Source organism: Aphanothece sacrum FPU1 (genome assembly GCF_003864295.1).
Lineage (GTDB): Bacteria > Cyanobacteriota > Cyanobacteriia > Cyanobacteriales > Microcystaceae > Aphanothece_B > Aphanothece_B sacrum.
This window is the reverse complement of sequence record NZ_BDQK01000008.1, coordinates 13,952-29,552: the sequence shown is the minus strand read 5'-3', so window position 1 is coordinate 29,552 and position 15,601 is coordinate 13,952. Positions and strand designations below refer to the sequence as shown.

The 15,601-nt window shown below is 37.2% G+C and carries 14 protein-coding genes; 6 read left to right on the top strand and 8 right to left on the bottom strand.

The window, feature by feature from the left end; genetic code table 11:
* Position 1 precedes the first annotated feature (1 nt).
* The 4 genes from rpsD to AsFPU1_RS09405 form a co-directional block, all read right to left on the bottom strand.
* Positions 2–610: a 30S ribosomal protein S4 gene (gene rpsD, locus AsFPU1_RS09420; protein WP_124975385.1), complete on the bottom strand. Its 609-nt coding sequence runs from the start codon at positions 608–610 to the stop codon at positions 2–4.
* 149 nt (positions 611–759) lie between these two features.
* Positions 760–2,286 carry a sensor histidine kinase gene (locus tag AsFPU1_RS09415; RefSeq protein WP_124975383.1) on the bottom strand — a complete coding sequence of 509 codons (1,527 nt, stop codon included), beginning with the start codon at positions 2,284–2,286 and terminating at the stop codon, positions 760–762.
* A 188-nt stretch (positions 2,287–2,474) separates the two neighbouring features.
* A complete protein-coding gene (locus tag AsFPU1_RS09410) occupies positions 2,475–3,257 on the bottom strand; it encodes a hypothetical protein (protein ID WP_124975381.1) in 783 nt (260 codons plus the stop codon).
* A gap of 156 nt (positions 3,258–3,413) precedes the next feature.
* Positions 3,414–3,608 (bottom strand): hypothetical protein, encoded by a 195-nt coding sequence (locus AsFPU1_RS09405; RefSeq protein WP_124975379.1) that lies wholly within the window; start codon positions 3,606–3,608, stop codon positions 3,414–3,416.
* A 243-nt stretch (positions 3,609–3,851) separates the two neighbouring features.
* Between AsFPU1_RS09405 and AsFPU1_RS09400 the strand changes: the two genes are divergently transcribed.
* On the top strand, positions 3,852–5,891 hold the full coding sequence (locus tag AsFPU1_RS09400; protein ID WP_124975377.1) for an FAD-dependent oxidoreductase: 2,040 nt from the start codon (positions 3,852–3,854) through the stop codon (positions 5,889–5,891).
* 332 nt (positions 5,892–6,223) lie between these two features.
* Here AsFPU1_RS09400 and AsFPU1_RS09395 read toward each other — a convergent pair whose 3' ends face one another.
* Entirely contained in the window at positions 6,224–7,651 is a 1,428-nt protein-coding gene (locus AsFPU1_RS09395; protein WP_124975375.1) for an FAD-dependent oxidoreductase, read from the bottom strand.
* A 394-nt stretch (positions 7,652–8,045) separates the two neighbouring features.
* Between AsFPU1_RS09395 and AsFPU1_RS09390 the strand changes: the two genes are divergently transcribed.
* The 3 genes from AsFPU1_RS09390 (at position 8,046) to AsFPU1_RS09380 (ending at position 11,275) form a co-directional block, all read left to right on the top strand.
* Entirely contained in the window at positions 8,046–9,962 is a 1,917-nt protein-coding gene (locus AsFPU1_RS09390; protein WP_124975373.1) for an AMP-dependent synthetase/ligase, read from the top strand.
* Between the two features lie 58 nt (positions 9,963–10,020).
* Positions 10,021–10,470, top strand: a complete 450-nt coding sequence (locus tag AsFPU1_RS09385) for a YlqD family protein (RefSeq protein WP_124975371.1) — start codon at positions 10,021–10,023, stop codon at positions 10,468–10,470.
* A gap of 133 nt (positions 10,471–10,603) precedes the next feature.
* Complete coding sequence (locus tag AsFPU1_RS09380; protein WP_124975369.1) at positions 10,604–11,275, top strand: response regulator transcription factor; 672 nt, start codon at positions 10,604–10,606, stop codon at positions 11,273–11,275.
* On the opposite strand, the gene AsFPU1_RS09375 is transcribed toward AsFPU1_RS09380, so the two are convergent.
* Entirely contained in the window at positions 11,260–11,742 is a 483-nt protein-coding gene (locus tag AsFPU1_RS09375) for a low molecular weight protein-tyrosine-phosphatase (RefSeq protein WP_124975367.1), read from the bottom strand. The two genes, AsFPU1_RS09380 and AsFPU1_RS09375, sit on opposite strands and share 16 nt — an antisense overlap.
* Positions 11,743–11,889: 147 nt before the next feature.
* On the opposite strand from AsFPU1_RS09375, the gene AsFPU1_RS09370 reads away from it, so the two are divergent.
* Complete coding sequence (locus AsFPU1_RS09370) at positions 11,890–13,302, top strand: SGNH/GDSL hydrolase family protein (protein ID WP_124975365.1); 1,413 nt, start codon at positions 11,890–11,892, stop codon at positions 13,300–13,302.
* 99 nt (positions 13,303–13,401) lie between these two features.
* Here AsFPU1_RS09370 and AsFPU1_RS09365 read toward each other — a convergent pair whose 3' ends face one another.
* Entirely contained in the window at positions 13,402–13,605 is a 204-nt protein-coding gene (locus AsFPU1_RS09365; RefSeq protein WP_227875717.1) for a type II toxin-antitoxin system HicA family toxin, read from the bottom strand.
* A gap of 35 nt (positions 13,606–13,640) precedes the next feature.
* Positions 13,641–13,862 carry a type II toxin-antitoxin system HicB family antitoxin gene (locus AsFPU1_RS09360; RefSeq protein ID WP_174715378.1) on the bottom strand — a complete coding sequence of 74 codons (222 nt, stop codon included), beginning with the start codon at positions 13,860–13,862 and terminating at the stop codon, positions 13,641–13,643.
* A gap of 476 nt (positions 13,863–14,338) precedes the next feature.
* Between AsFPU1_RS09360 and sigC the strand changes: the two genes are divergently transcribed.
* Entirely contained in the window at positions 14,339–15,601 is a 1,263-nt protein-coding gene (gene sigC / locus AsFPU1_RS09355) for an RNA polymerase sigma factor SigC (RefSeq protein WP_124973811.1), read from the top strand.

Below are 15,601 nucleotides of genomic sequence, written 5' to 3'. Positions count from 1 at the left end.
TCTAAGCTTTCCGAGAATAGTATTCAACCACTAACAGTTCATTAATTTGTAACGCCACCCATTCCCGTTCAACCACTCCATTGACTTTTCCGGTGAAGGTGTTTTTATCAAACTCTAAATGACTAGGAAGGTTCGCTAACCCAGGATAAGCAATATTAGCCTCAACTAAACGACGAGAGCGATCTTGATTACGCACTGCGATCACATCTCCAGGACGACATTGATAGCTGGCAATATCAACCACTCTACCATTAACCATCACATGACCGTGATTCACCAATTGACGGGCCGCAGGAATAGTTCCAGCCATCCCTAAGCGAAAAACGGTGTTATCTAGGCGCATTTCTAGCAATTCGAGTAATTTCTGACCCGTAGAACCTGTAGCACGTCGAGCTTTTTTCACATAACGTACTAATTGATTTTCCGTTACCCCATAATTAAACCGGAGTTTTTGCTTTTCTTCCAGTCGAATGGCGTATTCTGAGCGTTTTTTACGCGCTTGACCATGTTGGCCCGGGGGATAGGCCCGACGAGGGTTTTTACGGCTTAATCCAGGTAATTCTCCGAGTCGTCTGACAACTCTTAAACGGGGTCCTCTATAACGAGACATATAAGTTATTTTCTCCTAATGCACAAATTATCCCAAAACTAACATTATACACTACTTCTAATATAATTACCAATGAATGCCATCTAGATTGTAGGTTGGGTTGAGGAACGAAACTCAACAAACCCGAATCTTAATGTAGCAAATTAGCTCTAAATGTTGCCTGATGATGATTCAAGTTTCATTTTTTTCAGCGCATTTGTTCCCAGGGGTAGGAAAATTGTAAAGACTTCTCCTTGTTGCGATCGCTGACGAACAATTAATTTACCACCCAAACGATGGAATAAATTTTTAGTAACGTCTAAATTAAGGCTTAAACTTCCGGTTTCAGGTTGAAACATTAATAATTGTCCCAACGCTTTGAGGGGATTATGATAACAAGGAGACTCCGTACAAAACTGTAGCTTAAGTTGATGTCCTGCAGTTGTCACCTCTAAACGCATTTTACCCCCACTGGACAAACTACGAGTACACTTTTCTATTAACCCAGTTAATACTTGATCAAGCATAGCCGGATCACTGACTACTTGAGGTAATTTTTTTTGTAATTCTACCTCTAGTTCCACATTTCGCCGTTTTGCTTGTTTTTTCCAACAAGGGATACTTTTTTGTAAAAGATCGTCTAAAGATGTGGGGACTAATTGGACAGATTTCGCCGTTTGAGCCGTAGTTTTAAGCTCTGTTGCCCGGAAAATCAACTCCATACGATTAATTTGTTCTGTACACTCTTGATCGATATTTTCGAGCAATTTGAGCATATTAGCAGATAATGTTTGATTGCGCAGTAACAATCGCGTCATGGTGCGAATAGTCGTCAAAGGAGTGCGAATTTCATGGGTTAAGGCTTGTAATAAGGCTACATCGGGAGCATCTTCACCGACACTCGGCAGATCAAGAGAAATATGAGATGATGAATGACCCTGATTTTTGTCTAAAGATTGAATAGGCCGAGGTTTATGGTCTATAACTGGGGTAATTTCTGGTAAATGGTGTAGTAATAAACGGCTAAATTCCATCACCAGACGATAATCTGGGGTAGATGGGGTAAAATTGTTAACAAGGGCATCCAATTGAGCTAATTGAGGATGGTTAGTCATTAAAAGACGCGCTCGCAAGGTTAACCAGCATTCTTGTATTACCTCTGGTGCAAAGGAAAACTCAAACCCAGGAAGACCCAGACTATTTTCTCCTAAAACAGCTATTAGTCCAAAGTGAGGAGTCAAGACTAAATAAAATTGTTCGCTAACGATAGGATCATCAAGAAATAGAGGCAGTTGGGCCATATTTAGGGTAGAGATATCCTCCGAAGAACCGCAACAGGCCGGGAGTTGAAACCGTTTGAGGAGAGAAGGTTGAATTCCTTGGGTACTAAAAATGGCACTTTGGAAAAGACCTGTAAGGGTTTGATGACATAAAATCGGTGTGGGGGCAGATAAAATCAAGCCCTGACAGATAGTAGAATCCTCTGATAAGGGGTTAACTAGAGATAATAGTAAAGTTTCTAAAGCGGCGATCGCGGCAAACCATTCCCCTTGTGCTTTGAGTCGAGCGCGGTTAATTTTTTCGCTATTATGAGGGTTAACCGAACTGTGATCAGATAGACAAGTTCCCACGGCTATGGTTTCGTAGCGATTAATCACATCACTTAATTTAGTTAATAACCCCTCAGATACTACCATTGACTTCCTTTTTGGACAAATTGCCTACTGCTTGCTTCTATAATGGTAACTGGATTAAGGTCTTAACCGTAGTAGTAGAACCGAACAGATGAGTGTAAATTTCCCCTATCTTTGACACTGCGTAAGTTTCAAAAGTTGCCATTAATATAACTATAACATCATTCCTAAAGGGCAACTCGTAGCTATTTTTAAGATTCTGTGCTAGTTTGTCTTCTTTTTACCAAGTATCCTACTATGCCACTAAAAAAGAGTCCTAAGAGGGTTATCGGTTGAGACTCAGGAACGGTTTGTAAGGGTTGAACTGAACCTGGGACATTATTATTTAAAGCAGTTTGTGAGGGTTGAACTGAACGTGGAGCTTTATTATTTAAAGTAGTGATATTCACATTATCAACTCCTAAAGAAATTACTCCATCAGCAAAAGCTCTAGGAGTAAATAATTGTAATTCATCAAAAATGATATTAGATAGGGAAAGCTTGGAAAACAAATATTTACCCGATCTGTTGAGTTTAGAAAAATTGGCAATTGGCACTGAAGTACTGCCCACTGATTCTCCTTTTAAAAAGGCTTGTAAAACCAATGAATCATCGAATGAACCAAAATCAAAATTGGGATTAGTAGTTAGCACGCTTAAACTGACACTTGTTGCCAGTTTTTCAGGGGTAATAGTCATGGAACCAAACCCACCTAATAGAGGTTGATCAGGAATTTGGCTACTGTTACCGTTGGCTACTATTGAACTACCAAATGTGAGATAATTAGGTCGAGAAAAAACGGAATTAAATTGATTACCTGATTTAACAACAAATTCGGGTGGACTGGAACGAAACCCCGCAATTAAATTAGAGAAAGTAATTCCATTATTGGTAATACTAGAGCCAAAAAATCCTGTATTTAACTTGTCGAAGTTAGCAACTGCTCCTAAAGATGGTGTTGGTATACTTATAGCAGATATGACACCGATTAGCATTATCTTTTGAAACGAACTAGATGATGTAATCGCAGAAAAATTAAACATTAGACTCTGATTCGTTTTATGAATATTACTTCTATGAAGTATAAATCATGAATTATGAATTATGAGTTAATAATTATAAAATATTAATGATTAATGATTAATTATTAATTAACGCCCTAAAGTTTGAGCATGAGCAACCAGTCCTGCGCTAACATAACGTCCATAATTATCTAAACGATCTTGTTGTCCCGCACGAGTGGGATTATTAAATGTATCGACTAACCCGGAACTAATGACCATAACCGTAGTAGCGAGAATGAGATAGTTGCGGATGATGGTGGTGGAGTTGGTGCTAGATAACATTTTAGTTGCCTCCTGTGTTCCTCTTGTTATCCCTAGAATAAAGCAGAATCATTAGGGATGTCAGTCCCAAAATCTATGTAAATTCATGGTTTTAGGGATTTCTATCTTTACACTGAAGTGGAAAAAAGTGGAATTTAATGGTATCTATTGATAAACTCTGATAGGCTTTGGGGAACTGAACGGGGATGAATCCTATCGATAAACCATAGAGGTTCTTTTCGAGGTTTTTTTCCTAGACAGACTATGATAAATAAACTCCGTCGCCGTTTAGCGACCCTTCCTTTAACTGTGCTATTATGGCAAGTTCTGGCCCCTATTACGGTCGCTAACCCTCCTCGTACCCCTGACGAAACGGTAGAATGTGAGCTATTAGTAGTGGGGGGAGGACTCGCAGGCAGTGCGGCAGCTTATGAGGGGTTATTAGCCGGAAAAACCGTCTGTCTGACTGAAATTACCGACTGGTTGGGGGGACAAATTTCTTCTCAGGGAACCTCCGCATTAGATGAACGTCCAACTCAGCGATTGCAGTTAATTTTCCCTCGTGGTTATTTAGAATTAAGAAAACGTCTAGAAGAACATTACGGAGAACTTAACCCCGGAGACTGTTGGGTGAGTGACTCTTGTTTCTTACCGGCCGATGGGGATAAACTCCTGATGGAGATGTTACAAGATGCGGCCAAAAAAGGCAATGGAACCTTAAAATGGTTTCCTGCTACGGTTATTAAAGAGTTAGACATCCAAAAGAACCCGAATGGGGGAACGGGAAAGCAAATTATGAGTGCGATCGCCATTCAGCATCGTCCGGCCGAAAATGCACCCCCGTTAAATACTTATCCCCTTTCTCAAACTATTGAAGAAGCTTATAAATACGAAAATTCAGCCCGTTTTGACAAAAAAATCCTTCGTTTTGTTCCTAAACCTCACGACAGAAAAGAACCGGCCGACTGGTATGTTATTGAAGCGACAGAAACGGGAGAAATCATTGGTTTAGCTGATATTCCTTACCGTTTAGGGGTTGATCCTCGTTCTTATTTAGAACCTTCGTCTTCGAGTATTAACGGTGATGCTTATTGTACCCAAGGATTTACTTATACCTTTGCGATGGAGACAACAAAGGAACCCCAAACCCATGAAATGCCTGATTTTTATCCTCAATATTCTCCTTACTATAGCTACGAATTACCCCGTTTAGCGGACTTTGATCTTGTTTATACTTATCGACGCATTTGGAGTCCCGAAGAAGGGGAAGCAAAAACTTTTGGGGGAATTAATTTTACCCAACCGAGTCCAGGGGATATTTCTATGCAAAATTGGACTTGGGGAAATGATTATCGACCTGGAACTTCTAAGGATAATTTTATCTATACCCGTCAACAATTACAACAGCAAGGACAACTTAAACCTGGGGGATGGATGGGGGGATTGCGTACTGATACCCTCCGTAAAGGGGAAGAAAACGCGATCGGATATTTTTACTGGTTAGTGATGGGAACTACAGATTCTCAGTTAGGGGAAGGGGTGAAAAAACCTAATACGAACCATCGTTTTATGTCGGGTTTAGAGTCTCCTATGGGAACGGTTCACGGGTTATCAAAATATCCTTATATTCGGGAAGCTAGACGAATTATTGGTCGAGAATCTTTTGCTTATGAGGATGGTTTTATGATAACAGAAATTGATATTTCTCGCCGTAATTATCAAGATGATTATTACAAAAAAAATCTTTCTCCTGATACTTATCGTCAACTTCATGCTACTTTATCAGGTTTAGAAGGGTTTGCTATTTTGAGTGGTAAAATATCTCCTGAACAGGTGACGAGACGCAAACGTTCGACTATTTATGCTGACTCTGTGGGTATTGGTCATTATGCTATTGATTTTCATCCTTGTATGACTGAATATCCGGCAGAAAAACCTGGTAATAAGGAGAAAGAGGGGGAAAGATTAGGACAAGGCCAAGCTTATCCTTTTCAAATTCCTTTACGGTCAATTATTCCTCAAAAAATTGATAATTTGTTAATAACAGGAAAGAGTATTGCTGTGAGTCATATTGCTGCTGCTGCTTATCGGGTTCACTCGTTTGAGTGGTCATCTGGGGCCGCTGCGGGTACGGTTGCTGCATTTGCTATCGATGAACAAATTTTGCCTTATCAGTTAGTGGAAGAACCCTTATTTAGATCTCAAAAGTTACAGGAATTACGCAAACTATTGGATACTAATAATAATCCAACAACCTTTCCTAATACGTCTATTTTTAATGAAACTTGGGATGAATGGAAGTAATAAATTATGAATTATGAATTATGAATTATGAATTATGAATTATGAATTATGAATTATGAATTATAAATTATGAATTATGAATTCAATAATCAAATTGAATTAAACAATGTTTGGCAATGGCATTAATCAATTATGATCATTAGATTAACTTAAATATGGCCATGCCCAAACCTCAATATAATAGACAGGATAACATAGGGGACACGCCAATATGAAAATTGTAGTTCAATTATTTAATTTCTAATGCCGTGTCCCTACATTTTTTTTGTCTCTGTTATCATTTTAAACCCTAAAAATTTATAATTCATAATTTATAATTCATAATTCATAATTTATTTTAACCATTTTCTACGCCAAAATAGTAAGGTTTCTAACCAATAATTTAATGTTTTATTATTTTTGAATCTTTGATATTGCCAATGACGAGATAGTTCAAATAAAATGTTAGAAACAGCAGTATAGGGTGGCAATATTTTAGACAATTGTTGAATTTTGATATTATTTTTCATGGCTAAAGCAATGAGATTAATTAATTCATCGCTTTGAATTCCTACTATATGTCCTCCAATAATTATACCATTACGACGGGTAATTATTTTACAAAATCCGGTAGTTTCTCCCATTATATTCGCTTTAGATAATGTGTTAAAATTTTGTTTTATAATTATAATATCATTTTTATATTGTTGTCTTGCTTGAGTTTCTGTTAACCCAACTCTTGCTAAGGAAGGATTAGTAATAATAGCAATAGGAACTGTCTTATAATTAACTTTAAAAAATGGATAAAATAAAGTATTTTTGATGATAATATTAGCTTCATATTGAGCTATATTTGATAAAGAATATTCTCTTATAATATTGCCGAAAGAATAAATTTTAGGATTAGTAGTTTGTAGCTTTTTATTGACAATAACTCTATGAATTTTAATTGCGACTTTTACTCCTTCTAAATTCAATCCTTTAATGTTAGGTTGTTGATTGGTTACTAAAATAATTTCATCTGCTTCAATAGCTTTATTTCCTGCTTGAATCCATTTTTTATGGTCAATTTCTTTGATTTGAATAATGGGACAATTAATCAATAATTTAATTCCTTCTGCTTCTAATTGTGATTGAATTAGTTTAACTGCATCTGTATCTTCTTGGGGTAAAATATTGTGATTTTCAACTATTAAAGTAATTTGTTTTCCTATCCGATTTAAATTTTGGGCTAATTCAATTCCTGCAGGAGTTTGTGAGAAGATAATTAAGTTATTGGAAAGTTTATCTAATTCTAATGTTTCAGGTGTTAAATAATCAACTTCTGCTAATCCTTCAATATCAGGAATACTAAAAATTGATCCTGTTGCTAGTAAATAATAACGCGATCGCAAGGTTCTATTTTTAACAATAAACCCCAAGTTAGGTAGACGACAAAATTCCCCTGATTCTGTAATTATATCAACTCCTGCACTGGCTAAATTAGAGAGAGAATAGGCTTCTTGGATGTCTTGTTTTACTTGATTTGTCCAATATTTAATTTGAGTTAAGTTTAAATTAGAGATTAATTGAGTATTAAGATTCCATTTTGTTAAAATTTGCCATTGTTTATCTAATTGAGTTAGATAACTAAAAGTACAGCGATCAATTTCTGTATAAGTATTTGTTTCTTTTTCTCCTAATACCCAAGCAACTCGCGCTTTAAGTTTTACTGCTTCTAGTGCAGCATAAGACGCTTCTGGAGTATTACCAATAATAACTAAATCATAATCTAAACTCATGGACTGATAGATGATTAAGGATTATATTTTTAGGATAACATATCTTTATGTTCGGTTGAATAATATTAATTGGGGCATGGCAATATTAATCTTTCGGTGCTATCTTTAAGGTTATTTATACCATGAAAATGATTAGGCATGACGATGATTTAATTATTTTAATGCCCCAATCCATAAATCAATTATCATACATCAATTTAATTATTTCAATGCCCCAATCCATAAATCAATTATCATATATCAATTTAATTATTTCAATGATGGTGTGGACACGGCAATATTCAAATTTTGGTAAATCATTAAATTGCTAATGCCGTGTCCCTACAAAAAATATTGTACTTCTGTTATAATATCAAATATCTAAAACTATTATTGCATCTAAAGACTAAATACTATGACATCCATAGCTGAATATTCAACCATTAACTCTTTATCCGAAATTTGGGCGATCGCGGCGAAAAAATTCCCTGATACTATTGCCCTCCATGATCCTCACAATAAACCCGAAGTTAAGCTTACCTTTGCTCAGTTATATCAAAAATTAGAACAATTTGCTGCCGGATTACAAGTATTAGGAGTGACAAAAGATGATAAAATAAGTTTGATTGCTGATAATAGTCCTCGCTGGTTTATCGCAGATCAAGGCTCAATGTTAGCCGGGGCAGCAAATGCGGTCAGATCTGCTCAAGCAGATCATAATGAAATTGCCTATATTCTTAGAGATAGTGATAGTCGTATCCTCATTGTTGAAAACCTGAAAACCTTAGAGAAAATTCGTACTTTTTGTGATGAAATTCCCCTACAATTAATCATCCTATTGAGTGATGAAACCCCTAATCAACAAGATTATATCAAAACATTAAACTATACCGAATTGATGGAATTAGGAGCAAAAAATAACTTACAAATTATCCAAAAAGATAGCCAAGATTTAGCCACATTAATTTATACTTCTGGGACTACAGGACAACCAAAAGGAGCAATGTTATCCCATAAAAACTTATTACATCAGGTCAGAAATTTAGACTCAGTTATTGAACCAAAAACAGGCGATCGCGCCTTAAGTATTTTACCTTCTTGGCATTCCTATGAACGTAGTATTGAATATTTTCTTCTCTCCCAAGGATGCACCCTCATTTACACCAATATCCGCAACTTTAAGACTGATTTAAAACAATTTAAACCACATCATATGGTGGGAGTTCCTCGTTTATGGGACTCTCTGTATGAAGGCATTCAAAAACAATTCAGAGAACAAAGTCCCACACAACAAAAAATAGTTCAATTCTTCTTTAATGTTTCCCAAAATTATATTTTATTCCGACGAATTGCCAATAATTTAAGTCTTGGTCACTTTAATATATCAGGGTTTGAACGTTTTTTAGCCAGTCTTAAAACCGCATTATTAGCCCCATTACACCAATTAGGAGATAAATTAGTTTATCAAAAAATCCGTGATGCAGTAGGAGGCAAATTTGAAACCTTAGTCAGTGGAGGAGGTTCCCTAGCAAAACATCTTGATGATTTTTATGAAATTGTCAATATTCCTGTATTAGTCGGATATGGACTAACGGAAACCTCTCCCGTTACTAACGCCCGTACTCATAGTCACAACATAAGAGGGTCATCCGGTCAACCTGTCCCTGAAACCGAAATAAGCATTGTTGATCCTGATACCCGTCAACCCTTACCCCAAGGAAAACGGGGTCTAGTTCTGATTCGGGGAACACAAGTGATGCAAGGATATTACAAAAAACCGGAAGCAACGGCCAAAGCGATCAATGCCGATGGATGGTTTGATAGTGGGGACTTAGGATGGATCACTCCCATGAATGATCTGGTGATCACCGGACGGGCCAAAGATACCATCGTTTTGAATAATGGAGAAAACATCGAACCCCAACCCATTGAAGACGCTTGTATCCGTAGTCCTTATATTGATCAAATCATGTTAGTCGGACAAGATCAAAAAGCATTAGGGGCCTTAATTGTACCTAATTTAGATGCTTTAGAAAAATGGGGACAAACTCAACAACTAACCCTAAAATTTCCCTCTCAAGATACACCTCAAGACGAAATTAAAACCAGCGATCTTTATCAAAAACCCGTTCAAGACTTATTGCGTCAGGAATTAAATCGAGAAGTCAAAAACCGTCCAGGATATCGGCCCGATGACCAAATAAAAGCTTTTGAATTAATTTTAGAACCCTTTTCCGTAGAAAATGGTCTAATGACTCAGACTCTGAAACTTAAACGTCCTATCGTGACAGAACGCTATCAGGTTATGATTAACGGGATGTTTAATTCTTAGTCATTGATCTCGTCAGGATCGCAAACAATAGAAAAACTTTATCAAGGATAACAGACCCATGGATGAGGCAAAAACCAGCTTACTGCTAAAAAGACCCGTTAACATCAAAGTCATTGTGACTACACGTTGGAAAGAAGAAATGCAGCAGCAACTTCAGGCCCAGATTAACCAAATTGATAGTCAGATGCAACAATTAGAAATGCAAGGACAACGGGCGATCGCCGAGATCCAAAAACAAAGTATTTCTCCCCCAGGCCCCGAAGTTTCCCAACAAATTGACAATATTCTTATTCAAGTCAACCAGAAAAAAAGCGAGATGTTGCAACAAAAAAACCAATTTTTGCAACAAATGCAACAAGTTCAACTTCTGGAATTAGACGAAGAAGTCGTACAAGCGCAAATGGAAAGCTTTTTCCGGGTTGAAGAAGGGGATAACTTAGTTCAGAAATTAAATGTAGAAGTCGTTCTACGCGATGGAGTCGTTGAAGAAATTCGCGGTGATATTTAATTAGGTGAACACATGTACGGGCGGGTTGCTCTAATTTATGTGTTTAAGTCATAAAATATTCTGAAAAACCCGCCCCTACGCCAACACCCTCTCAAAAATGATACCCTAGAGATAACGAGAATAAAGCTCACCTATGCCCTTATTGATTCTAGTAGCTGATGACGATTTAGGGATTCGCGTCGCAATCAAAGATTACTTAGAAATTCATGGATATGCGGCCATTACTGCCCAAAACGGACAGGAGGCTTTATCCTTAATTGAAACCTATCATCCCCATTTGTTAGTTTCTGATATCAAAATGCCCCTAAAAGACGGCTATACTCTAGTACGTCAACTACGGGAACGACCAGAATTTCGTCTTTTACCTGTGATCTTTTTGACAGAAAGAGGAACCAAAGAAGAAAGAATACAAGGTTATCAGGTGGGATGCGATGTCTATCTCCCTAAACCCTTTGAAATGGACGAACTTAGAGCAGTTATTCGTAATCTTTTAGAGCGATCGCAAATTATTCAATCAGAATGGCGTTTTTCTGAGCAAAAATCCCACGATCAAAAAACCCTAGAAAGTCAAGAAGCAGCTAAAATCTCCATTCAGGCCCAAATTGACTCTCTACAATTAACCCCCAGAGAACATCAAGTTCTGGATTTATTGACTACAGGACTTTCTAATGGAGATATTGGTCAACATCTCCATCTAAGTCCCAGAACCGTGGAAAAATACGTCAGTAGTTTACTGCGCAAAACCGAAACTAACAACAGAGCAGAATTAGTTCGGTTTGCTTTAGAACGTCATTTAATTAACTGAGTTTGACGAATTTCGCGCAATAATCCTTCACAAGCATCTAAGAGTAAATCAATTACTCGCTCAAACCCTGCTTGTCCCCCGTAATAAGGATCAGGGACTTCTTTTTCTCGGTGTTGAGTGGCAAAATCACACATTAACCGAACTTTATGACCATAATTACCCTCTACATCTAAAGAGAGAATATCTCGATAATTTTGCCTATCCATTGCTAAAATCAGGTCAAACTTTTCTAAGTCAGATACGTCAAATTGTCTGGCACTTCCGAGCAGTTCAAGTCCTCGGAGGGCCGCAGTTGCTCTGATTCGACTATCTGGAGAAGAACCTATATGATAACTTGATGTACCTGCTGAATCACACTTAATGTGATCCTGTAAATTGTTCCGTTCTACCAAATAATTCATAATATTCTCGGCCGCTGGAGAACGACAAATGTTACCCAAACAGACAAATAACAACTGATAAGTCATAGATCTTTACAAATGTCTTTCAAATGAACGATTATAACGAAATTAGATCCCCAAGTGATAGTCAAATTGTCTAGATTCCTAACCCAATTAAATGTTAAGGTTCAATCATCAAAATTATAGAGTTGTATAGTAGAGGAAAATACACAAATGCTGAAATTGCCCCGCAAACCCCGATCATATGGTTCCTATTACAATAGTTCTTACTACAAAAAATCTAAATTACCTCCTAAAATCTCCCTATTATGGCTCATTCTTTCGGTTCCTGTCTTAATTATTTTATTAGAATTATTAGGACAAGCTTATTTAGGTATAACAGGAAAAGGCAATGAGATCGGCGGAAAATCACCTTTGGTTAAAGCTTATCAGCTTAAATTTCTGACAGAAACCGAAAAACCCATTGAAGGATTAAGAGAACACGGAAATTTAGAGGTTAAACGTAGTTCGGCCATGGGTTACGAATTAGTTAGTTCACAAAAAAATAACTTTCTCAAAATTAATCAACAAGGTTTACGAGATAATGATCCAGTTCCTTTAGGGAAACCTAAAAATGAAATTCGGATTTTTATTTTAGGAGGTTCTACAGCTTTTGGCCAATTAAATCCTAATAATAATGCTACCATTGCCCATCAACTTGAAACTCGTCTTAAACAACGAGTTATACAACAAAAAGGATCTGCTGCTAAATATCGTCCTGATATTTTCCCCTTTTTTATTCCTAGTAGACAACAATTAATGAAGCTTCCTGCTAAAATTCGGGAAGGAAATTATCGGGTTATTAATGCAGCAGTTCCTGGCTATACTTCAGGTAATGAATTAACTCAATTTGCCTTAAAAATTCTACCGTATCAACCGGATTTAATTGTGGTTTTGGATGGTTATGGAGACATATTGTTACCGAGTAATACCCCCCAAACAGATATCCCTCACATTGACGAATTTTTAGCTGATGCTCAAGGACATTTTCGCAACTCCTTAAATCTATCTTTTAATCAATGGGTACAAAATACGGGTTTAGTTAAAACGGTTAATTCCTTTAGTTCTTCCTCTAAAACTATTCTTCCTATCTCTCAAACGAGTTTACCTATTAATAATGATGGTCAGCCGCTTAAAACTTATTTACCCCAGGATAAAGACGAAGTAAAATCTCGTGTAAATCGCTATAAAGACAACCATAAACAGTTAATTCAATTGTCGTCTCGTCTTGGAATTCCTGTAGTTTTGGCTATTCAACCAGAAATTACTTCTCGTCCCGTTGAAAAACTTTCTTCTCAAGAAAAAATGATACGTGATTATTTAGGAAAAGAATATTTTGAAAAATTTCCTCCCGCTTATGGTGATTTAATTAAAGCTAGTCAGCAATTACAAAAAGCATTTCCTAAAAATGTTAAAGTTGTCAATTTATACAATAGCAATACTGCTTTTCCCAGTCCTATGTTCTCCGATGCGGTTCACTTAACCGATAAAGCTAATACGGTACTCGCAGAAAAGCTTTATCATTCCATTATTGCTTGGGAAAAAATACAAATTATTCCCCAAAATTTCTATCTTAAAACCAATTAATATCAATTTATTTGGTCAAGTATAATTAACAGAGGTGTAAGGTTTTTCCCCTCTGTTTTTTTTGTTTCCACCAAACTTAGTATACTAAACTGTAGTTGCCTAACTTTGATCATACGCTCTTAAAAACTCCTCTCTAGAAAGCCCAATCTGGGTACAGATTGCTCTCAACGTACCACTCTTAATCTGAGTTTGATTAGGCATAACTAGCGGGGTTTTGCTTCCATCCCCATTATCTCTAGTCATCACGATATGCTCTCGTTCACGAATCATCTGGAAGCCCAACAACTCAAAGGCCTTGATCACTCTTTTCTTGGGAGCATCAACTGGAAATTTCGCCACTAGACAGCCACCCCCGCTTCGGCAATGAAAACCTCTATAGAAGGTGTATCTTCTATGATTTCTTGCCCAAAGATTTCTATATAACAGGCAAGGGCGGATTTTATATCGGAGAGGGCTTCGTCATAAGTGTCCCCTTGTCCTATAACGGCTCCCACAATGCCAATAGGATAAGCAACATATCCATCAGGATGCTTTTCAATAACAATTTTGAAATTCTTCATCGATTTCTCGCTGTCCATATAGTTAATTGTAATTTGTAATATTCTTTCAATAATGATTCTTCAATCATATATCTACTGCTCACTAATCATCTAAAAACAAAAAAATCCAAGGTCTCGACTATTGTATCCTTGAGGGCGGGACTTAAAACCGAGATCTTAGCTAAATCAAGTTTTTTGCAAATTTTCCGTAATTACCCTTAAAGAGACTGTAGCCACATTAGTCTTAAAGAGCTTCTCTGTGTTTATAGCAAGGCTTAATCCTTTGTATAACAAAGCCAACTCAGGTACATTGATCTATCTTAATGCAAAAAGAGGACTCCCGTTAGACCGCCCAAGCGGTTAACGGCGGGAGTGTCAATGATTTGAATAAATATTACAACAATGTACTTTTTAAGAAATTATTGGGGAACTCTAGGAGTAACTGTCGGGATTGACTCAAGACCGACAAATATCGCACTCATTATTGGGACATCGCTATGGCAGCTACATCGCCTTATCTCGGCACCGATAACTATAATTCTTCCTTCGTATTTGACTTAAGCGACCATCAAATAGATGACGCTGAGGACGACATCGGATCTGAATTAGGAGATGAACTCTTAGAACTCGGACTCCAAACCATTGAACTCACAGAAGCTACTAAAGAATCTTATCGCCCTAGTACGGATCTGGTGCGCTTATATCTTCAAGATATTGGTCGAGTTCCTCTGTTGAAAAAAGAGGAAGAAGTCTCAAAAGCTAAGCAAGTTCAACTTTATGTCAAATTGGTAGAATTACGAGATCAGGCAGCCAAAAGCGGAGATACAATAATTAGTCAATTAGTTGAGGTTCTTAACATTCACGACCAGTTAAACGCTCAATTAAGTCATCGTCCCACTTGGGAACATTGGGCGAAAACAGCACAAAAAAGCGTTTTTGAATTAAAACAGATTTTGTCTGAAGGTAATCACCGTTGGGCCCAACTGGCCGCCATAGAACTAAGTGAATTAGAAGAAACGAAGAAAATTGGCATACAAGCTAAAGATCAGATGATTAAAGCTAATCTGCGTCTCGTAGTCTCTGTGGCCAAAAAATATCAACATCGAGGTTTGGAATTACTCGATTTAATTCAAGAGGGAACCCTTGGGTTAGAAAGAGCCGTCGAAAAGTTTGATCCGGTTAAAGGTTATCGTTTCAGTACCTATGCTTATTGGTGGATTCGTCAAGGCATTACTAGAGCGATCGCTACTCAAAGCCGTATAATTCGACTCCCTGTTCATGTAACTGAAAAACTTAATAAAATTAGGCAGGTACAACGCCAACTTTCTCAAGGAAAAGGACGCATGGCTACTCTTGAAGAAATTGGCCAGGAATTAGACATGACTTCGGCTCAAGTTCGAGAAATTTTGATGCGTGTTCCTCGTTCAGTTTCTCTAGAGATTAAAGTCGGTAAGGAAAAGGATACGGAATTATTAGATTTACTCGAAACCGAGTGCGAATCTCCCGAAGAAAGTTTGATTAGTGAATCTCTACGGAAGGATTTACAGGCACTTTTGGCGGATTTAACCCAACGAGAACAAGAAGTACTGAAACTTCGCTACGGCTTTAAGGACGGCACTTGTTATTCTTTGGCTGAAATCGGACGAGATTTAGATTTATCACGGGAAAGGGTTCGTCAAATTGAAGCTAAGGCCTTACAAAAGTTACGTCAACCCCGACGACGTAATCAAATCAGGGATTATTTTGAGACCTTAACTTAA